This window comes from Variovorax rhizosphaerae, from assembly GCF_037889975.1.
Taxonomy (GTDB): Bacteria; Pseudomonadota; Gammaproteobacteria; order Burkholderiales; family Burkholderiaceae_C; genus Variovorax; species Variovorax rhizosphaerae.
On the sequence record NZ_JBBKZT010000010.1, the window covers coordinates 107,277 to 126,744 of the forward strand.

The window sequence follows — 19,468 nt, forward strand, 5'->3', positions numbered from 1 at the left end:
GCTTCTGTTCAACCGGGCCAGTCGGACAACTCGATCCAGCGCACCCCGGTGATGCCGGCGGCATCGACCTTGTCGGCCAGGCTGCGGTGCGCCAGGATGACCTTGTAGTAGGCCTTGGGCCGGAACAACAGCCGCGCGGGATCGATGCAGCTTTCGTCGATGACCAGCCTTTGCACGCTGTCTATCGAGTCGGTGTCGATCAGGCTGAAGTCGGCACCCGATGCAGCCACGTCGATGCAGTCGATCGGGTCGATGGGGTGCGCAATGACATAGGACGGTTCGACTGGCCGGCCCTTGTGGTTGAACACGTTCACCGGGAGGTATTCCATGTGCGGGATGTCGAGGCCTTCGAGCAGACCGCGCAGCTTCGGCGAAGCAACGATCTGCCTGTCGGTGTTGTAGAGGCTGTCCGTCAGCGCGAGCTTGTCGGGGTACTCGGGGTCCATGTCGAAGCGGGCCGAGGACGGAAAGCTGTCCTTCAGGGATTGCCCGTCCAGAAGGCGCCAATCCTGCGCATAGCCTGTGAAGTCGGCCAGTGTGCAGGCCCCCTTGACGATTTTCTTTGTCCAGATGACGTAGTTCGACATCAGTCAGTCCTCATTTCAGTTTCTCGGCCAGCCACTTCAACTTTGTCAGGACCTCATCGCTGAAATCGAGTTTCGGGTAGGCCCTGTCCTTCACCGAATCATTTGAGGCCATCGAGAATGGCATGTACCAATCGGGATTGGTCGCACCGCTCTTCCAGGCCTTGTGGGTGCCGCCTTGGCGGTTGCCGCGATCCTTCAGCCTGTCCTTGAAGGATTTGGCCTTTTTGTCCAGGGTGGCAGCCAGGTTGACCGGTTTGGCGTCATGCGCCTTGTTGGCGACTTCCCTCACCAGGTCCTTGAGCTCTTCGTTCAACTCTTCGATATAGCCGCCCTCGCCGGTGTGGTCCCAATCGTGTTGCGGCAGGTTCTGGAACTTTGGCGCCTTGGTATTTCCGCCCCCGATGACCCGTGTCCCGACCTTGCAATACCACTTCACGGTGTGGCCCCACAGCGGCAAGGCGATCATGTTGCCCTTCTTGTTGACGCACCACTTGGTGGCCTTGACGACACCCTTGACGTCTGTGTCCGTGGCTTTGATGATCAGCACGCCGACAGATGCGACGCACAACACATGGTGAGGCGCATAGGACTGCTGGCGATCTCCCCACTGGAAGTCATCTGCCGAGCTCCAGGCTGGCGAAGGCACGCAGTTCTTCTTGTAGTCATTGCCGCAGTTGCACTCGCCATCGGCCGCGACGGCGCAGAAATCGTTCTTGAATAGCTCTCGGTTGTGATTGCCCATGATGGATTTCCTCGCATGTCCCGGCGCCCTACGGCGCGGCCAGGACCAGTGCGGCGCGGGCTTCGCCCTCGGACGAAGCCAGCACCATCGCGCGGTCGGCGGGCGCGTGGCCGCGCTCGAAGGCCCGCAGTGCCATGCAGGCGCCGATCAGCGGCGCCGCCGACCCGGTGTCGCCGAAGCTGATGGCAGGGAACCAGACCGTCGGGTCGCTTGCGGCTGGCCAGGCGCCTTGCAGGCGCACCAGCGCATGGCCCCATTCATTGGCGCGGTAGACCTCGCCGTTGTGATCGGAGATGACCCAGGCACTGGCCTCGGCGTCTTTCCATCCGGCACTCTGCGCCACGCGCGACATGACCTCGCCCAGGCCCTGGCCCACACTGGTGGCACCGGACCACAGGCTCAGGGGTTCCTGCCCCAGGGCCGCGTCCAGCACATGGCCTTGCACGCCTTCGCCGCCACGGGCCATGGCCAGCATCACGCACCCTTCGCCGGGCATCAGGCCGATGGGCATGTCGGTGGTCTTGAGGCGGTGGCACTGGTGCAACCAGATCAGCGTGGCCGGAGAGACCAGCGAATCGACCGCCGCCACGATGGCCAGGTCCAGGCGGTCTTCCTCCAGGTCTTGCCTGGCGGCGGCCATGCAGGCCAGCGCGGCCGCCTGCCCGGCGGCCGAAGCGCGCATCAGCTTGATCGTGCCGGGCCATTCGGCCGCGTCCGCCGCGCGCGTCAGCATGCGCTGCGCCGAACTGCCATCGAAAGGCTGCATGGCGAGCCTTCCGGCGATCTCGCTCTTCTCCTGGCGCTCGGCCTCGGCCGTGATCAGGTCCAGGGCCTGATACTCCCGCGCCGGATCGGGCACCGCAAAGTAAGCGCCGACGCGGTCCCGCAGCGTGCCGCTGCGTGATAGCAGCACTTTCATCTCAAGCAGCGCATGGTCGACCATGCGCTGCAGCCGCGCCTCGCCTTCGAAGCCCTTGGTCAGCACGGGCACCGCATGCACCACCACCGGCTCCGGGTTGCCATCGGCGGCAGCGGAGACCTCCATGCCGTCGATCAACGCGGCGCGGGTCAGGCCGGCGCGCGCGGCGGCACAGGCGTCGGCGCTGTCGCACCCCAGCGAGCTGACCATGGCATGGGCGAGGATGGCAACCATGGTGTGTGCCCTACATGGCCTCGCCGCAGACGTAGCAATTGCCCTTGTCGCCGCCCATGGCCATCGCGGGGCCCTGGATCACGGGGAAAGGCGGCGTGTTCTTGTCGTTGTGCAACATGAGGTCCATCGCCCGAGCCACGTTCTTGCCATCGAACTTGACGTCGAAGGAGAAGTTCACGAACTCGGCCTTGCCCTTGACCTTGTTGGAGGCGACGCCCATCAGGCTGCCGGCCTCGTCGCCGGTGCTCATCTTGAAGTTGGAGTCCTTCACGCACGGCGGGTTGCCGTCGCACTTGACGGTGGATGCTCCTTGCGCCGTGTCGCTCGACTGCGCGATGTTCGGGTAGGGAATGGGCACCGGCGGCGCGGGCGGTACCGGCGTCTTGCACACGTCCGGAAAGGCCATCGTGATGCCGTTGCTGCCGGCATGCACGACCGACATGAAATTGACGGCAACGGTCACAGGCATTGCAAGGCTTCCGGCATCAGTTGATCAGCACCGTGGCGCCACGGATCTTGTTGGATTCCGAGGCGCGGCTCAACAGGCGCGAACCCTTGATGAGCACCTGCCCATCCGCGCGCAGCGTGATCGACGCCTCGCCACAACGCAACACGACCTGCTCGCGGCCTTCGAAGTTCAGTTCGTCGCCACGCAGCTCGAGCGACGGCCGCGGCAGCGTGTCGGCCACACGCCCGATGATCACCGGCAGGCTCGCATCGCCGCGCTCAAGCACCAGCAGCACGCTCTGCCCCACGGCCCACGGCTGGCCACCGGGCGCCATGTCCTGCAGCACGCGCGCGGGCACCTCCTGCAAGCCCCGGCCGGCATCGAACTCGACGATGGGCCGGCCCGCATCGATGGCCACCAGGCGTCCTGTCAACGCACCGGTCTCTTTCGCTGGCGTTGGCTCAGGCCACTTCAACAAGGCATTGGACGCATTTGAAGTCATGTTCATCTCCCCGCTCAATTGGCGGTGATCTTGCTGCCCTTGAGGATGAGGTCGCCATCCCCCTTGACCGTGATCTTGTTGCCCTTGATGGTGATGTCGCCGTTCTTCTTCATGAGGATCTCGGCGCTCCCGGTCTTGAAACTGATCTCGTCGTCGGCCACGATCTGCACCTTCTTGGCCTTGAGGGACGCTTCCTTGGTCACGCTGATCTTCTGCTCGCCATCGATGGCCACCGTCTGGTTCTTGGCGATCTTGACGTTCTCGTTGCCGCTGATGGTCTCGGCCACGTCCTTGCCGACGGTCACGGTCTTGCTGCCGCCGGTGCTCTCGCTCAGGCTGCCGCCCACGCTCAGCGTCTTGGCGCCGGCGACCGTCTCTGCCGAGGCCGCGCCCACGGTGGTGGCCAGCGCACCGCCCACCGTCAGTTCCATCGCGCCGCCGACCGTCTCGGCGTAGTTGATGGCGACGGACTCGGTCAGTGTCGAGGCCACCGTGATGCTCATCGCGCCGGTGATGGACTCGGTGTGGGTGCCGCCCACCAGGATGGTCTTGTTGCCGACGACCGTCTCGCCCTTGTGGCGATCGATCTGCATCTTGCGGTCGCGGCCGATGCTGATGGTCTCGTCGTTGTCCACCCGCTCGATGCGGTCGTGGTGGATGGTGATCTGTTCGTCATGGTCGACCGTCTCCGTCCGGTCGTGCTTGATGTGCGAGGTCTCGTCGTGGTCGATGGTCTTGGTGCGGTCGTGGCCCACCCAGTGCGTCTCGTCGTTCTCGACCTCGATGTCCTGGTTCTTCTCCGCATGCAGGTAGACCTGCTCGCTGCCCTTCTTGTCGTCGAAGCGGAACTCGTTGCAATTGGCTGCGCTGCCCTTGGGGGTGGAGCGCGTCCTGAAGCCGCTCTGGGTGTGGGAGTCGAAGGGCTTGGGCTGGTCGTCGTTGTAGACGCGGCCGATGATGATGGGCCGGTCCGGGTCGCCGTTGAGGAAATCGACGATCACCTCCTGGCCGATGCGCGGGATGAAGTAGCCGCCCCAGCCCTTGCCGGCCCAAGGCTGCGACACGCGCACCCAGCAGGTGGATTTCTCGTCGCTCTTGTCGTAGCGGTCCCAGTGGAAGTGCACCTTCACACGGCCGAAGTCGTCGGCATGGATCTCGTCGCCGGTGGGGCCGACCACGATGGCGCTTTGCGGACCGGGCATGACCACGCGCGGTGTGGTGCGCGGGGGGCGGTAGGGCGTATCGGCCGGCAGTGCGGTAAGCAGGAAGGCGCTGTTGCCGCGCATGGGCGCGATCAGGTCGGGGTGGCCGCGGATGAGGTCGTGCAGCGCTTCTTCCCACTTGGCATTGATCGGGTCGTCGTCCAGCAGTTCGAGCACCACATGGCCCAGGCGTTGCACGTTGCCATCGTTCTCGGTCAGGCCTTCGTAGCCCGGATGCGTGACGACGAAGGTGCAGGCGGCGCAGAGGTAGTCGGTGTCCGGCTCGCCCATCGGGTGGCCGTGGAAGGTGAAGTTCATGCCGGCGGCGATGTCGGGCCAGCGCGTGAAGGCCCAGTTGACGCGGCGGCGTGCGGCGAGTTCCTCCATGCGCACCTTGCCGGCGTCGTCGGTGTCGTCGTTGCGGAAGAAGCCGCCGGGGAATTCGAAGGCCTCGAGGTCGGCCAGCTCGTGCGTGTCGGGGTCGGCCTTGGTGGCCTTGAGCTGCTTCTTGACGGCCTTGAAGTCGCTGTCGCGCGCGTCGTACTTGCCGGTGTCGAGGCGCCGCGAATCGACCCAGTGGCTGATCTCGTTGAAGCGGACCTCGCTCGCGCCGAAGGGGATGTAGTTGAGCGTGTTGATGACGGGCAGCTTCTTGTGCGCGACATCGCTGGCATCGGCCAGGTACATGGTGCCGGGCGCGTCGTGCGCGTCGAACCAGTAGTAGATGCCCTCGTCTTCCAGCATGCGCGACAGATAGTCGAAGTCGCTCTCCTGGTGCTGCACGCTGTAGCGCAGCGCGTTGTGGGTGCCGATGACCTTGTCGGACTTGACCTTCTTGAAGCGCTTGATCGGGCTGTCCTCGAAGGTGGCGTCGAGGATGTCCAGCACTTTCTTGTCCTGGATGATGCGCGAGTTGAGGCGCTTGGTGAGCAGCCAGAACCAGGAGCGCAGCGTGAGGCGGTATTCGAAGTAGCGGCCCACGGCGCCCTTGCGCATGAAGCGCACCGCATGGCCCTGGCAATGCCGCTCGTGCTTGCCGCCGTCCTTGTCGAGGAACTCGATCACCACGTCGAAGGCATGGCCGAGGATGTCCGTCGCCTTGATCTTCTCGTTGGTCGACAGCACGGTGAGTTCGTAGTGCGAAGGGCGCGACAGCGACTCCTGGCCGACGATGGTCCAGAACATCAGGTCGGCGTTGGCCGGCGAATCGCTCTTGATGAGGAACTGGAGATCAGTCGCCATGGCGTGGCCTTCCATGCGGGTGTGCCATCAGGACGAACGGGCCGGCGCGGTTTCGCATGATGTGTGTTTGTGCTGCTCAGGTTGGCTGGGTTGCAGTGCCTTGCGCGCCGAGACCACGAAGCCTTCCACCGGCTTGTCCGCCTCCAGGCGCAGGTGCGCCGGCTGCACGTCGGTGGCGGTCAGGCCGGCCGCACCCAGCACCTCGTGCAGGTAGCCTGCGCGATGGGCATAGCGGCCGTGCGGGTTGAGGCGGAAGTCGGGTGCTTCGGCGCCGTCATCGGGGATCGATTCGACGGTGAAGACCAGCCAGCCGCCGGAACGCAACGCGCGCGCGGCGGCTCGCGTCACGGCGCCCAGGTCGCCGAAGTAGCAGAGCGTGTCGGCGGAAACGATGAGGTCCAAGGACTCGGCGTCCTCGCCCTCGATGAAGGCGGTGAGCTCGGCCTTGTGCAGCGCGTCGTAGACCTGTCGCGGCTCGGCCCTTGCCAGCATGCGGGCCGAGAGATCGACCCCGACCATGCGCCGCGCATACGCCGCGATCAACGGGCCGCACAGGCCGGTGCCGCAACCGGCGTCCAGCACGTCCAGCGTGCCGTTCGGCTCGCCGAGCAAGGACGGCAAGGCCTGCGCGATGAGTTGCGGCGCGCGGTAGCTGAGCTTGGCCAGCTTGGCATCGAAGGTGTCGGCGAAGCCGTCGAACACGTGCTCCACATAGGCGTCGGTGGCGCGCTCCGGCACCGCCAGGCCGGAACAAGCGGCCAGGTGATGCCTGGCTTCCTCGTTGTCGGGCTCCTCCTGGAGCCAGTCACGGTACACCTGCGCCGCATCGTCGAAACGGCCAAGCATGTAGTAGGCCATTCCCAGCGCCTGCCGCGTCCTGCCGTAACGCGGCTTCAGTTCCAGCGCCTTGCTGAGCGCATCCAGCGCCTCCTGGCTGCGCAGCAGGTTTTGCAGCAGGACGCCGAGGTTGGTGTGCGCGTCGATGTACTTGGGGTCGAGTTCGATGGCGCGTCGATACGCGGCCTCGGAGGCTTCGGGACGACCTTGTTCGCGCCGCAGCACGCCGAGGTTGTTGTAGATGTCGGCACGGTCCGGCCCGAGCCGCACGGCCTCCTCGTAGGCCGCCGCCGCTTCGTCGAGGTGGCCGGTCTCGAGCAGCACGTTGCCGAGGTTGTTGTGCCAGTCCGGCAGGCTGCCGTTCAACGCGAGCGAGCGGCGGATCAGGGCCAGCGCCTGTTCGCTGCGACCGCGCTGGTGCTGCAGCACGCCCATGAAGTGCAAGGTGTCCGCATGGTCCGGCGCCACCGCGAGGATGCGCGCGTAGACCTTCTCGGCATCGTCGAGCCCGTGGGCGCGGTGCATGGCGATGGCCAGCTTCAGCGCATCGTCAAGGCTGACCTGCTTCGCGGGCGTGAAGCCCGGCGGAAGCTGCTGGGCCTGCGTGACCGGGCGGCGGCCGATGTGTTTGTTCCGGGTCTTCATGAGATGCCTGCCCTTTGCCTCCCGCTCATATCGGAACCTGCAGCCACACGTCGTAGAACCCCCGTCCTCCCATCGACAGGCGCGATGCGGACCAGACAGAGCGATTCAGCTGGTTCGTGATCGCCTGCCGCTTCAGTTCGGTCGCCGCCAGGCCACGGGCCCTGAAATCGGCCACCGTGTAGAACTTCGGCGGCCCGAAGGCCGGATTGATCAACGCATCGCCCGGAATGTCGCCGCATTTCCTCACCCAGCCCAGGAGGTTCTCGGGTGCGGGCTTGTAGTGGCCGCTCTTGCCGGTGAGAAAGCGGATGACCCCCGTGTCCACGACCAGTTCGCCGGCCGCCATCACGGCACCGCCGCCCAGGAAGCTGGAATGGTGATGAACGCCCACGTTGTGCGAGCCCGAGAAGATCTTTCCGTCTGGGCTGACCACGAAGATGCCCCAGCCGGTGCCTGAAAACGCCGTGGTCTTCGTGCGCGTGTCATAGGGTTGATCGTGTGCATCCAGCAGGAGCCCTGCGTCGAAGTGAAGCAGGTAGTCGAGGTCGGAGTAGACGGAGGACTCCGGGTAGTACTTCACCAGGACCTGAACCTCCGAGGGATTGAAGTTGGTCCCGATGAAATCCCAGAACGACTGCTTGTTCAAAATCGCGGCAGGGTTGCTGATCCAACTGGCAAACTGGGGCGACAGGACGTAGCCCACCCGGTGCTGCGGATCGAGCATTTCGAGCCAGTAGCTGTGATTGGCATGGGCGCCCGAGATCGCCTTGAAATCCTTGGGCCCTGAAAGAAGGCGCAGTCCGAGATTGGTAGCCTCCGCGCCGCACTGCTCCATCAAGTCCTTGACGGCACGCCATCGCGCGTCGTTCTTGATCTTGCCGGGCTGTGGCGGCTTGCTGGTGAGATACCAGCCACCCACCTGGCACACCCTGGTGAGCTGATCGCCCTTCGGCTTCTTGTTGATGGGCGAAACGATGGCGTTGTACGCCCTGGCCTCCTCCAGGAGGCCGCTGTAGTAGCTGTTCTTGCTGGTGCTCGCTCCGGACGCGAGCAGCTTGGAGAGATCAAGAGCCATGACTTATTTCCTCCATGAAAATTCGGGGCAGGACTCGGTGAATGCGGAACGGGCTAGAAGCTGTACGCGAATGCGCCATCCTTCTCGCTGACCGTCACCCGCTCGATGGCTTTGCCTTCCATCATCCGGTTCAGGAACTCGCGGCTGATGTCGGGCAGCATGGTGTTGGTGAGGATGGCGTCGATCATCCGGCCGCCCGATTCGCTTTCGGTGCAGCGGCTCACGACGAGCTTGACGACGTCGTCGCCATACTCAAAGGGGATCTGGTAGCGCGCTTCCACCCGCTTCTTGATGCGCTTGAGTTGGAGCTCGACGATCTTGCCGAGCATCTCGTCGCTGAGCGGGTAGTAGGGGATGGTCACCAGCCGGCCCAGCAGCGCGGGCGGGAAGATCTTGAGCAGCGGGTCGCGCAATGCCTTGGCCATGCCATCGGGGTCGGGCATCAGCTCGGGATCCTTGCACATGCTGGCGATGAGGTCGGTGCCGGCGTTGGTGGTGAGGATGATGAGCGTGTTCTTGAAGTCGATGCTGCGGCCTTCGCCGTCTTCCATGAAGCCCTTGTCGAAGACCTGGAAGAAGAGCTCGTGCACGTCGGAGTGCGCCTTCTCCACTTCGTCGAGCAGCACCACGCTGTAAGGGCGGCGGCGCACGGCCTCGGTCAACACACCGCCTTCGCCGTAGCCGACATAGCCGGGTGGCGCGCCCTTGAGCGAACTGACGGTGTGCGCCTCCTGGTACTCGCTCATGTTGATGACGATCATGTTCTGCTCGCCGCCGTAGAGCGACTCGGCGAGCGCGATGGCGGTCTCGGTCTTGCCGACGCCGGAGGTGCCCGCAAGCATGAACACGCCGATGGGCTTGCTCGGGTTGTCGAGGCCGGCGCGCGAGGTCTGGATGCGCTTGGAGATCATCTCCATCGCATGGTCCTGGCCGATGACGCGCTGGGCCAGCAACTGGGGCAGCTTGAGGACGGTTTCGAGCTCGTTGCGCTGCATGCGGCCGACGGGGATGCCGGTCCAGTCGGCGACCACCGATGACACGGCCTGGGCGTCGACGGAAGGCAGGATCAGCGGGGTCTCGCCTTGAACGGCCGCGATCTTTCCTTGCAGCTCATGCAACTCGGCGAGCAGCACGGCGCGGTCGGGTGCCGCGGGGGAGGCTGCGGCATCCGCAGGCGCGGGAGCCGCCGCGGGCGATGCCGCGGGTGCGTTGGCCGTAGTTGCGGAGGGAGTCTCCACCGGCGTGTCCACCGGCTTGTTCCCCGCACGCAATTTGCCGCGCAGGTCCAGCAGCTTGTCGACCAGGTCCTTCTCTTCCTTCCATCGCGCGTTGAGCTTCTCGAGTTCCCCCTTGGCCTCCGCCAACAGGCTCTGCGCAGAGGCCGACCGCTTGCTCACATCGATGCCGATCGCTTCCTCGCGCGAAATGATCTCGCTCTCCACCGTCAGCGCCTCGATGCGCCGCGTGCAGTCCTCCACCTCCGGCGGCATCGCATGCTGGCTGACCGCCACGCGTGCGCACGCCGTGTCCAGCAAGCTCACCGCCTTGTCCGGCAACTGCCGTGCCGGGATGTAGCGATGCGACAGCTTCACCGCCGCCTCGATCGCCTCGTCGAGCAGTTGCACGCGATGGTGCTTCTCCAGCACGCTGGCCACGCCGCGCAGCATCAGGATCGCCTTGATCTCATCGGGTTCCGGCACCTGCACCACCTGGAAGCGCCGCGTCAGCGCCGGGTCCTTCTCGATGTACTTCTTGTACTCGGCCCAGGTCGTCGCGCCGATGGTGCGCAGGTTGCCGCGTGCCAATGCAGGCTTCAGCAGGTTGGCCGCATCGCCCGTGCCCGCCGCGCCGCCTGCGCCGACGAGCGTGTGGATCTCGTCGATGAACAGGATGATCGGCGTCGGCGATGCCTGCACCTCGTCGATCACCTGGCGCAGGCGTTGCTCGAACTCGCCCTTCATGCTGGCCCCGGCTTGCAGCAGCCCGATGTCCAGCGTCAGCAGCTTCACGTCCTTCAACTGCGGCGGCACATCGCCGCGGGCCAGCCGCTGGGCGAAGCCTTCCACCACCGCAGTCTTGCCAACGCCCGCCTCACCCGTCAGCAGCGGGTTGTTCTGGCGGCGTCGCATGAGGATGTCGACGATCTGGCGGATTTCCTCGTCCCGCCCGGTCACCGGATCCATCTCTCCCTTCTTCGCTTTCTCCGTGAGGTCGACAGCAAACTTCTTCAGCGCATCGCCCTTGCCCATCGCGGCCGGGGCCATCGCGCCAGTGTCTTCGCCGGGGGCGCCGCTGCCCATGCCGGTGCCATCCTGCGCGCGCATCTTCGATTCGGGCGAGGGGTCGCAGATCTTCACGAAGTTGTCGGCCAGGTCTTCCACCTTGACCTTCTCGAACTGCTTCGACAAACCGAACAGCGGATTGCGCAGGCTCTGCGTCTTGAGCATGCCGACCAGCAGGTAGCCGGTGCGCACCTGCGCCTCGCCGAACTGCAGCGTGGCATAGGTCCATGCGCGCTCGATCGCGTTCTCGATGTGCGGCGAGAAGTCGCTGATCGCCGTGGCGCCGCGCGGCAATCGGTCCAGCGCGGCCGTCATGTCCTTGGAGATGGCCGAGATGTCCAGCGCGTAGTGCTGGATGACTCGGTGCAGGTCGGAGTCCTGCGCTTGCAACAGTTGCGCGAACCAGTGCTCCAGTTCGACGTACGGATTGCCCCGCATCTTGCAGAACACCGTCGCGCCCTCGATGGCCTTGTAGGCCAGCGAGTTGAGCTTGCCGAACAAGGCGGTGCGGCTGATTTCACTCATGGTTGATGTGCTCCGTGTCGAGTCATGACGAATGAGGTCATGGGTTATTGAAGAACGACCGCGCGAGTGGTCAGCGCATCGCCGTCGATGCGCACGTCGGCCGCATCGCTGTCACGCGGCGATTGCCCGAGCCACGAGACCCAGCCCAGTCGCGGTGCATTGCCCTTGTGTCGGCCCAGCCGCGTGGCGGGCACTTCATCTTTCTTCAGGACCAGCTGCGCGTCCCAGTACAGCTCGTTGCCAAGCAACTGTTGCATCCAGCGCAGCAGCTCGGGCCGCGCCGCGCCACCGGGCAGGAAACCGCGATAGCGCTCCAGCGACAGCGGCCCCACATGCAGGCGCACGCGATGCTGCCGGTCCCATGCGCGCCGGCCGAGCATCGCGCCCATGCCCATCGCGCACGAGATGCCGCCACGCCCGAGCCGCGTCAGTTCCTCGGCAGGCAGGCGCATCCAGTGGCCGACCCACGGCTCCAGCCGGATCGGCACGCCGAAGTAGCTGCACAGCACCCGCTCCACGCCCTCGGCACTGTGTACCTTGCGCGTCAGCCAGCCCGCGAAATGCAGGCGTGCGTCGTCAGGGATCTCGTCACGGTCCTGCCGCGTGGCGGTGCCGATGCCGACCAATGCGCCCACGCGCTGGCGGAACTTGTCCTCGCCCGGCCGGTCCAGCCAGACCGCCGGCCGCGACTCGGCCCAGGCCCGGTAGAAGTAGAGCGAGAAGCGATGCAGGAAGGTGTCGAGGAAGGCCAGCCAGGTCCTGTCCCCATGGTTGTTGGTGCGCTCGCGGATGAAGTCGCTCAGGTGCACCGGCAGCGGTCCGTTGGGGCCGAGATAGCCGAAGAATTGCTGGCGCACGCGCGGTGGCTGATGGGCGCTGGCGGGCTCGAAGCGGCTCAGGCTGGCGGGCGCGAAAGACAGCGAGGGCTCCTGCCCCACACGTACCGCCTCGGCACTGGGCAGCAGCGCATGACCCCAACGCGGCTTGGGTGCGGCCAATGCCTCCAGGCGCCGCATCACCGCGAAGAAGTCATAAGCCCATGGCTGGGGCGACATCGCATGCAGGCGCTCACCCACGGTCTCGCGATGCGGCGTCGGCGGCTGCGTCACCGGCGGCTGCGTCGTTGGTGTCGACGGCGCTAGAGGATCTGGCGTGTTCCGCACATCGGCCTCCACCGCATGGTCTCGCCGCGCCCCTGCACGCTCAGCACCGTCTCGACGAAATGGTTGACCTCCACATGCCGCGCGAGGAAGTGCGACAGCACCGCGCCGAACAGGAAGGCGCTGTGGCCGTGGAAGGCCGCGCGGTCCACTTCGAGCGTGACCTCCAGCCCGCGGCCGAAAGCGATCGGCCCGGCCAGCGGCAGGCGGCGCGCCACCGGCCTGGAGCGTATCGAGAGCAACCCGCGCACCTGGCCCTGGCGCACGTCGTCGGCATGCACCGCGTAGAGCATCAGCATCTCGCGCAGGGCCGCCGCGCCTTGCTGCGGCGTGCTGTCGGACAGCGACAGGTAGTTGAGCGCGAGATGGTCGATCACGCGCCACCCCAGCCCCTGGCTCACCACCGGCGACACCGGCCGCGACGGGCCGCGCACGATGCGCACGCGCTGCACCGGGAAGGAGTCGACGCAGTCGAAGTCGTTGTCGCGGCCGAGCGGCATCAGGAGCGGCAGGTCGCGATTGGTGACCAGCGCGGTCACCGCCAGTTGCCGCATCGTGTTGGCAAACGGCGCCTGCTGCGGATCGACGATCTGCATGTAGACCTCGGAGCCGATGTGGCTGCTGCGATGGCCTTCGGCACGCTGCCGCACCGACTGCATGCGCGGCTCGCGCGTGGTCGTGTAGTAGGCCGGATGCGCCTGGCGCGCGCCGTGGAAGGCGGCGTAGAAAGGCTTGAAGGGCTGCTCCGGCGCCTCGTCCGCGCCGGGTGTGCCGTGGCCGACCACATCGGTCACGGTGTGCACCTCGAAGTCCTGCGGCCGCGTGCGATCGGGCAGCAGGTGGAACTGGCTTACGCCCTCGTTCACCGCGACGCGGTCGAGCCGCTTGCTGAAGAGATTCACTGCCGGCACGCAATGCAGTTGCACGTTGTCCGCGCTCACCAGCCGCTCCAGCGCCGCATCGCCACGCGTGAACAGCACCACGATCTCGACATCGGGCACCGTGATGGTCGCCAGCACCTCGCGCAGGCCGGTGAAGCGCACGAACTGGAAGCGCTGCGGAAACGCGAAGTATTCCTGCACCAGCCGATGGCCGGAGAAGCCGGTGGCGGTGACGGGCAACAGCGCCTCGTCATCGCCAAAGCCGACCGGCTCCACCACGCTGCCCGGCAGCCTGCGGATGGCGCTGGCCGCCGCACCGGTGGGCAGGCCGTTGGAACCGAGCGGCTGCACCAGCACGCCCGCCGGCTTGCCGAGCAGGCACTCGTGCAGTTGCCAGGCCACGTCTTCCGCACCACCCAGGTGGATCAGCAATTCGTCGAGCGGGATCTGGTTGAAGTTGAGGGCCGCCGTGGCATGCAGCGCGATGCGCAAGCCGCCGCGGATGTCGCGCGATTGCGGATGCTGGGCCAGCGGCAGGTCAGGGGCATAGGTGAAGTACTGCGCGCGCTTGACCTCGATGGGCCACACACGCAGCGCACGCGCGGTGCGGAATTCGCAATGCGTGTTCTGCCCTGCCGACAGCCGTGCGCGCAAGCCACTGCCGCGCGGCAAGGTGGGGCCCACGGCCAGCGTGGCTTCATCGGGATCGACCGCCATCTGCACCACCACCATCGAAGGCGTCGGCGCCATGAACTGGGGATAGACGATGTCGAGCAGGTGTCCGGTGAAGCGCGGGTATTCGGCATCGAGCTTGAGGCCCACGCGGGCGGAGAGAAAGGCGGTGGCCTCGATGAGCCGCTCGACGTAGGGGTCCGCGACTTCCTGCCCGTCGAAGCCGAGCCGGCGCGCAATCTTGGGAAAGGCCTGTGCGAACTCGGCGGAGCTTTCGCGGAAGTAGCGAAGCTCCTGCTCGTACAGGCTCAGCAGCCGCGGGTCCATTGCTTACGCCCTGGAAAAGTTCATGACGAAACCTCCGCGCTGACGCGCTGCGGCAATCGCCTTGGGAGCGGCCCGGCGGCTCATGGTGCCGCGATGTCCTCGATCTCGAAGCGACCTTCCTCCAGGTCGATCCGGCTTCGCATCAGGAACTCCAGCGGCACGGGCTGCGCCCAGAGCATGCCGCGGATCTTGAGTCCGATGCGGTTGTGCGATTCGGGGACCGAGCCTTCCATGACGAGTTCCACTTCGAGTGTTCGGGGCAGGATGCGCGGCTCGAACTGCAGGATCGCATTCTTCAAAGCCTGTTCCATGCTGACACGCTGCACAGAGGAGGTGAACTGGCCGGACAGCATAGGCAATCCGTAATTCAGCACCGAGCGCGCAGCGTTGGGATAGCGCTTGTCGTCGTAGGCGAGGCCGAGGGCGGTGGCATTGAACAGCCACGACAGGTCGCGCAGCACGGCCTGGCGCAGCGCCTGCCGCGTGAGGGTGCGCTTGTCGTCGCTCTCGCGCTTCTCGGTGGGTGCGTCGTCGATGAGGCGATCGAGCAGCGAGGGCTGCAGGCGCTCCTGCGCGATCTGCTGCTCAGTGACCACCGCCGTCTCCCGGGCCCTGCGGCGATATCGCGCCGGATACGTCGGTCGCCTCCGTGGCGAGCTCTTCGCCGAACGTGATCTCGCGCACGTCCATCAAGGCATGGTCGCCGGCATCGCTGCTCAGCATGCGCTGCCCCAGCCCGGCCCACACCTCGGGCTGCAACTCGCTCCACTCGGTCTTGCGCGCCAGCAGCAGTTCGCCGTCGGTGCCTGTCTCCGTGCCCTGGTAGCGCGTGGGGATCAGCGCCAGCGATTCGCCGCCGTTCTCGAACAGCAGGTTGGCCGGCATCCAGACGCAGTCGCGCAGGTCCACGGGTTCCTCGATGCGCACGGCAGACAAGCGCGCGAAGGGCACCCAATAGTACTTGCCGTTGACGAAGGCTTCGAGCACCGGGCCGATGCGCATGTCCGCATCGGCCAGCCATTCGAAGGGCGTGCCGTCGATGCTGCCGCCGACCGCGGGCGCGGCATCGAAGGCACGTTCGCGCAGCTGCCCGGACAGTTCCAGCTCGCCCGTGCCACGACGCAGCAGCGACTCGATCAGCAGCGCGAGCCATTCATCGGGCTGGCCGAACACCATCGGCGTCTTCTTGCCCGCGAAGACGTTGGCGCGCAAGCCTTCGCATCGGATCGCGTCGCTGTAGACCTGCTTCATCGGTATCGCCAATGCATCGAGTTCGGCGGCCACGGTGAGCTGGTTGAGCGCACGTTCCCACTTGCCGAGCACGCACAGCAACTGGGCCATGAAGACGCGCAGCTTGCTGTCGGCCGGCTTGGCCTTGATCTCGTCGGTGAGGGCCTTGAGCGCGCCGGCCGGGTCGTTGGCCAGGAGGAGTTCCGCGGAGCGAGTCATGTCATTCCTTTCGATGGATTTCAGGAGTTGGTGAGCACGCAGGTGCGGACCGCGCCGCGCAGGCCGGTCTTGCCTTGCGGGGCGGAGCGGATCTCCAGCTTGCGGTAGTTGAAGTAGATGATTTCGCGGGGCGCCCGGGGCGTGCCGCCGGTGATGAAGGCCTGCGTGTCGATGCGCGCCTCGCTGAGCACGAACTCCAGCGTCGGCTGCAGCTCGATCGAGCCGTCGCCGCTGGCCTTGAACACCGAGATGGTCGCGGTGATGTCGGTGGCCTGGTTCTTCAGCAGGCTGGCGATGGAGGCCGTGGCCGCGTCGCAATCGCGGGTCACGATGAACATGCTGGCGCGCACCTGGCCCTTGCTCGAACCCGGCGGCGTGACGACGTGGGCATAGGCGTAGTAGCCGCCGATGGGCAGGCGATGCTTGCCGTCCTCGAACTTGCGCGCCCCGTCTCCCTCGATCACCGCGCCCTTGCTTTCGAGCAGCATGTGGTAGTCGGTCTCGGTATTGCCGGCCATCGTCTCGAGCAACCGCAGCGCCTCCTCGGGGTCGAGTTTTCCGTCCATGTTGAAGCTCATTTCGATCTCCTGGTTTCGGGTGTGTTTCGTGTGTGTTGCTAGGGCCAGCGAACCATCGCCGCGTAGACCTGTCGTTCCTTCTGCGCTTGCGGCAAACCGCGCACACGCACCTCGGGCACGGCCGCTTCCGCCTCCTGTCCGCGCAGGCCGAACATGCGCGGCGCGCTCCACGGCGCAGCCGGGCTGGCCAGCACCAGCAGGCGCGCGCCAGCGTCGAGCGGCGGCAGGTCGAAGCGCTTGGCGGCCGGGGCCTGCGGCGTGCCGCGCTCGAAGCGGTTGGTCTCGCTGCTTTCCTCGGGGAAGACGGTTTGCGTGGCGCCGCGCGCATCGAGCGCGACGATCACCAGGTCGAGCGACTGGCCGCTGGTGTTGCGCACCGCCAGCGCCGCGCGTTCAGTGCCGGCGGGGGGCTGCAACTTCGCCTCGGCCTCGCGCGCGGGGGCGCTGCGCACGAGGCGCTCGCCCTCGCGGATTTCGAGTTGTGCATCGAAGCCATCGAGCTGCCCGTCACCGGCCAGCGTGTTGAGTTGCAGCAGCCACTTGAGTTGCGCCAGCGCTTGCAGGCGTTGCCGCAGTGCCGTCGCATCGGGCAGCGTGTCGTTCGGGGTCGTGAAGGCGCTGGCGAGCGTGGGCGAAAGCAACTCCAGGCGCTGGCCTGCGGCGCCGAGATCGGTCCAGCGCACATCGGCATCGCCCTCGCGCACGGTGTGCAGCGCGGCCGGCCACGACAAGGACATCCCGGCGGGCAGGGGCTTGTCGGCACGCACGCGCAACGCAACGGACTCCGGCGGGTCCATCGGCGTGATGGCCCAGAAGGTCGTGCCGGTCAATGCGGCCATCGTGGGCGGCACCTCCAGGCGAGCGCTGCCCAGCGTGATCTCCGCCAACTCCGATGGCGCGCCGCGCACGGTGCCGTCCGCCAGCGTGGCCAGCACGCGCACCGGCTGGCGTGGGTCCAGGCCGTCGAGCCGGCCGACGGCCAACGTGAGCTTGTCGCCCACGCGCTGCGCGCTCCACATCGGCCGCGTCGACAAAGGTTGCAGGCTGTTGGCGAACAGCGGCAGGTCGAGGTTGCCCTCGGCCACGGGGGACGGCAATTCGCGCTCCGGAAAGCGTGCCTCCAGTTCCTCGATGACCGGCGGATAGAGCGCCAGCACGCCGTTGTAGAGGTCGCGCCAGGTCGCAGGCTTGCGCTGCAAGGCCTCGGCCACGGCCCAGGTCAGCAGGCCTTGCGGACGGCCGGTGCGGTCCTTGCGCGGCAGGCGCAGTTCGGGCGTGACCTGGTGGCTCTCCGAGGCGAAGAAGGCGACGTAGCGCGCACGGGCGATGTGGTTCACGGGCGGCACCGCGGACGATGGCGTCGGACCCGCATCGCCACGCACCAGCCGGTCGGCCACGATGCCGCGGAAGCGCACTTCATCATCGGCCGGCTGCTCGACTTTCACGGCCTTCGCGCTGCGCGTCAGCGACGCCGCCGAACAGGTGTCGAACACCGACCACACGAACACGTTGCGCGCGAGGAAGGCGCCGATCCAGGCATCGAAGTCCACGTCCCGCACACCGCCTGGCAAGGCCCTGTCGACGCCGACCTGGCCACGCACGTCGCGCGCGAGGAAGTTCTCGGCCAGGCCATCAGGCTCCTGGTAGGCCTTGGTCGCGTCGCGCAGGCGCGTGCCATGGCCGGAGAAATAGAGCAGCACGAAATCACCGCTGCGCGAGCGTTCCAGCAGGCGGCCCAATGCCTCATGGATGCGCTGTGCATCGGGCAGTCCTGCGCCCTCGATGCCATCGGCCAGCACCGTGATGTCGGGCGCGGCGAAGCCTTGCTTCAACAACACCTCGCGCATCAGCGCGACGTCGTTGCGTGGCGCCTGCAGCCACAGGGCCTGCGGCTGGTTCACGAGTTCGGAGACGCCCACCAGCAAGGCCCGTTGCACGCTCCACGCCGACGTGGCCGCCGCGATCAGCAGCGCCCCCATGAACCAGCGTGAAACGCGCGACAGGGTCATCTCGCGCCCTGCCCCTCGGCCACGCGCACCGACTGCACGAGTGGCGACCCCTCCAAGGCGGCGAGTGCGCCGACCGGGTCGGTCGCATGCAACTGCCATGCGCCCGTCACGTCCGGGCCGCCGACCACCTCGACCGAGGCAGCGCGCAATGCACGGCCGGCTTCATCGAGCGTGACGCCGGCCTTCCACAGCACGACCAGGTTGGCCGTGGACAGCGCGGCAGGCTCCGTCGCGACCGAACGGAAGCGCACTTCCTCATCTTCGACGGGCGTGTTGAACAGCCCCATGTTCTGCGCCACGAAGGCCAGCGCGAGCACGGCGAATGCCGGGCGGACCCATCGATCGGCGCCGAACCATTGGCGCAGCCGCGCGCCCCATCCGGTGTCGTCGGCCTGCGGCGTCGAGGGCGGTGCGGGCCCGGCCGGCGTGGTCGCAGCCGGCGGCGGCGTGAGCAGTACGGCCGCGCCCAGCTTCCCGGCGGCGTCGCGGTATACCGCCTGGTATTCGCTGCGCGGATCGTTGTCGCCGAGCGGCGTGCCGGAGAGCACCGAGAACACGCCCGCAACGGTGCGTAGCGCGATGCGGCCCGGCGCGGCGTCGACGGCCGGCGCCTGCTGCGTCGCCCATTCGTCATGCACCGCGCGGATCGCGGCCAGGCGCGTCGCCGACAGTTCGCCCTGCACGCGCGCGCAGAGCTGCGGCGCGGCATCCAGGGTCACCGGGTTCCATGCCTGCACCATGCCGAACGAGGGCTCGAAGGGCTCGTCGCCGGGCTCCAGCAGCACGTCTAATGCAGACGCCCAATCGGTCTCGCCGGCCGCGATCCAGCCCTGCCAGCGATCGCCGCCGATGCACTTGTCCAGCAGCACGCCGAGCAAGCGCCCCTCGTGCACGATGCTCAGCAAACGTCCCGGCGCCCAGCGGGCCGGGAAGGCGCGCTGGGCCACGGCTTCGCGGCGTTGCGCCAGTTCGGTGAGCGGCAGCAGCAGGTCTTCGGCGATGCGCGGCGGCGCGGGTTGCGCTGCAGTGGCCGCATGCGTTCCGGATGGCGGTGCGATGGCCTGCCCTGCATCGCCGGCCTGCTGCGCTACGTCGCGCTCGAAGGCGCCGCGGATGAGGCTGAGCGGGGGCCAGAGTTCGGTGTACGTCACG

At 66.8% G+C, this 19,468-nt stretch carries 16 protein-coding genes; all 16 read right to left on the reverse strand.

All coding sequences use genetic code 11. The features are described 5' to 3' along the window. Positions 1-8: 8 nt before the first annotated feature. Complete coding sequence (locus WKW82_RS21835) at positions 9-587, reverse strand: imm11 family protein (RefSeq protein ID WP_340344438.1); 579 nt, start codon at positions 585-587, stop codon at positions 9-11. A gap of 10 nt (positions 588-597) precedes the next feature. Then, a complete protein-coding gene (locus WKW82_RS21840; RefSeq protein WP_340344439.1) occupies positions 598-1,329 on the reverse strand; it encodes a hypothetical protein in 732 nt (243 codons plus the stop codon). Between the two features lie 28 nt (positions 1,330-1,357). Continuing rightward, the gene (locus WKW82_RS21845) at positions 1,358-2,482 is read right to left on the reverse strand and encodes a hypothetical protein (protein ID WP_340344440.1); all 1,125 of its coding nucleotides are present in this window, start codon (positions 2,480-2,482) and stop codon (positions 1,358-1,360) included. Between the two features lie 10 nt (positions 2,483-2,492). Beyond that, positions 2,493-2,951 (reverse strand): DUF4150 domain-containing protein, encoded by a 459-nt coding sequence (locus tag WKW82_RS21850; RefSeq protein ID WP_340344441.1) that lies wholly within the window; start codon positions 2,949-2,951, stop codon positions 2,493-2,495. A gap of 16 nt (positions 2,952-2,967) precedes the next feature. After that, positions 2,968-3,432 (reverse strand): DUF6484 domain-containing protein, encoded by a 465-nt coding sequence (locus tag WKW82_RS21855; RefSeq protein WP_340344442.1) that lies wholly within the window; start codon positions 3,430-3,432, stop codon positions 2,968-2,970. A gap of 14 nt (positions 3,433-3,446) precedes the next feature. Further along, the gene (locus WKW82_RS21860) at positions 3,447-5,876 is read right to left on the reverse strand and encodes a type VI secretion system Vgr family protein (RefSeq protein WP_340344443.1); all 2,430 of its coding nucleotides are present in this window, start codon (positions 5,874-5,876) and stop codon (positions 3,447-3,449) included. Positions 5,877-5,903: 27 nt separating this feature from the next. Beyond that, positions 5,904-7,358 (reverse strand): tetratricopeptide repeat protein, encoded by a 1,455-nt coding sequence (locus WKW82_RS21865; RefSeq protein ID WP_340344444.1) that lies wholly within the window; start codon positions 7,356-7,358, stop codon positions 5,904-5,906. 25 nt (positions 7,359-7,383) lie between these two features. Then, on the reverse strand, positions 7,384-8,433 hold the full coding sequence (locus tag WKW82_RS21870) for a hypothetical protein (RefSeq protein WP_340344445.1): 1,050 nt from the start codon (positions 8,431-8,433) through the stop codon (positions 7,384-7,386). Between the two features lie 53 nt (positions 8,434-8,486). Continuing rightward, entirely contained in the window at positions 8,487-11,240 is a 2,754-nt protein-coding gene (gene tssH, locus WKW82_RS21875; RefSeq protein WP_340344446.1) for a type VI secretion system ATPase TssH, read from the reverse strand. A 44-nt stretch (positions 11,241-11,284) separates the two neighbouring features. Then, positions 11,285-12,349 (reverse strand): type VI secretion system baseplate subunit TssG, encoded by a 1,065-nt coding sequence (tssG, locus tag WKW82_RS21880; RefSeq protein WP_340344447.1) that lies wholly within the window; start codon positions 12,347-12,349, stop codon positions 11,285-11,287. 29 nt (positions 12,350-12,378) lie between these two features. Next, on the reverse strand, positions 12,379-14,280 hold the full coding sequence (gene tssF / locus WKW82_RS21885; protein WP_340344448.1) for a type VI secretion system baseplate subunit TssF: 1,902 nt from the start codon (positions 14,278-14,280) through the stop codon (positions 12,379-12,381). Between the two features lie 80 nt (positions 14,281-14,360). Continuing rightward, a complete protein-coding gene (tssE, locus tag WKW82_RS21890) occupies positions 14,361-14,876 on the reverse strand; it encodes a type VI secretion system baseplate subunit TssE (protein WP_340344449.1) in 516 nt (171 codons plus the stop codon). Beyond that, entirely contained in the window at positions 14,866-15,729 is an 864-nt protein-coding gene (locus tag WKW82_RS21895; protein WP_340344450.1) for a type VI secretion system accessory protein TagJ, read from the reverse strand. The genes tssE and WKW82_RS21895 overlap by 11 nt, the downstream gene beginning before the upstream one ends. Positions 15,730-15,749: 20 nt before the next feature. Then, positions 15,750-16,307, reverse strand: a complete 558-nt coding sequence (locus WKW82_RS21900; protein ID WP_340344451.1) for a hypothetical protein — start codon at positions 16,305-16,307, stop codon at positions 15,750-15,752. 38 nt (positions 16,308-16,345) lie between these two features. Continuing rightward, on the reverse strand, positions 16,346-18,316 hold the full coding sequence (locus tag WKW82_RS21905; RefSeq protein WP_340344452.1) for a caspase family protein: 1,971 nt from the start codon (positions 18,314-18,316) through the stop codon (positions 16,346-16,348). Further along, positions 18,313-19,467 (reverse strand): hypothetical protein, encoded by a 1,155-nt coding sequence (locus tag WKW82_RS21910; protein ID WP_340344453.1) that lies wholly within the window; start codon positions 19,465-19,467, stop codon positions 18,313-18,315. Before WKW82_RS21910 ends, WKW82_RS21905 begins: the two co-directional genes overlap by 4 nt. Position 19,468 lies beyond the last annotated feature (1 nt).

What these genes read in the sequence shown, in the direction of transcription:
- WKW82_RS21835 (WP_340344438.1), bottom strand. Translation starts at nt 587, where the DNA reads ATGTCGAACTACGTCATCTGGACAAAGAAAATCGTCAAGGGGGCCTGC.
- WKW82_RS21840 (WP_340344439.1), bottom strand. Translation starts at nt 1,329, where the DNA reads ATGGGCAATCACAACCGAGAGCTATTCAAGAACGATTTCTGCGCCGTC.
- WKW82_RS21845 (WP_340344440.1), bottom strand. Translation starts at nt 2,482, where the DNA reads ATGGTTGCCATCCTCGCCCATGCCATGGTCAGCTCGCTGGGGTGCGAC.
- WKW82_RS21850 (WP_340344441.1), bottom strand. Translation starts at nt 2,951, where the DNA reads ATGCCTGTGACCGTTGCCGTCAATTTCATGTCGGTCGTGCATGCCGGC.
- WKW82_RS21855 (WP_340344442.1), bottom strand. Translation starts at nt 3,432, where the DNA reads ATGACTTCAAATGCGTCCAATGCCTTGTTGAAGTGGCCTGAGCCAACG.
- WKW82_RS21860 (WP_340344443.1), bottom strand. Translation starts at nt 5,876, where the DNA reads ATGGCGACTGATCTCCAGTTCCTCATCAAGAGCGATTCGCCGGCCAAC.
- WKW82_RS21865 (WP_340344444.1), bottom strand. Translation starts at nt 7,358, where the DNA reads ATGAAGACCCGGAACAAACACATCGGCCGCCGCCCGGTCACGCAGGCC.
- WKW82_RS21870 (WP_340344445.1), bottom strand. Translation starts at nt 8,433, where the DNA reads ATGGCTCTTGATCTCTCCAAGCTGCTCGCGTCCGGAGCGAGCACCAGC.
- tssH (WP_340344446.1), bottom strand. Translation starts at nt 11,240, where the DNA reads ATGAGTGAAATCAGCCGCACCGCCTTGTTCGGCAAGCTCAACTCGCTG.
- tssF (WP_340344448.1), bottom strand. Translation starts at nt 14,280, where the DNA reads ATGGACCCGCGGCTGCTGAGCCTGTACGAGCAGGAGCTTCGCTACTTC.
- WKW82_RS21895 (WP_340344450.1), bottom strand. Translation starts at nt 15,729, where the DNA reads ATGACTCGCTCCGCGGAACTCCTCCTGGCCAACGACCCGGCCGGCGCG.
- WKW82_RS21900 (WP_340344451.1), bottom strand. Translation starts at nt 16,307, where the DNA reads ATGAGCTTCAACATGGACGGAAAACTCGACCCCGAGGAGGCGCTGCGG.
- WKW82_RS21905 (WP_340344452.1), bottom strand. Translation starts at nt 18,316, where the DNA reads ATGACCCTGTCGCGCGTTTCACGCTGGTTCATGGGGGCGCTGCTGATC.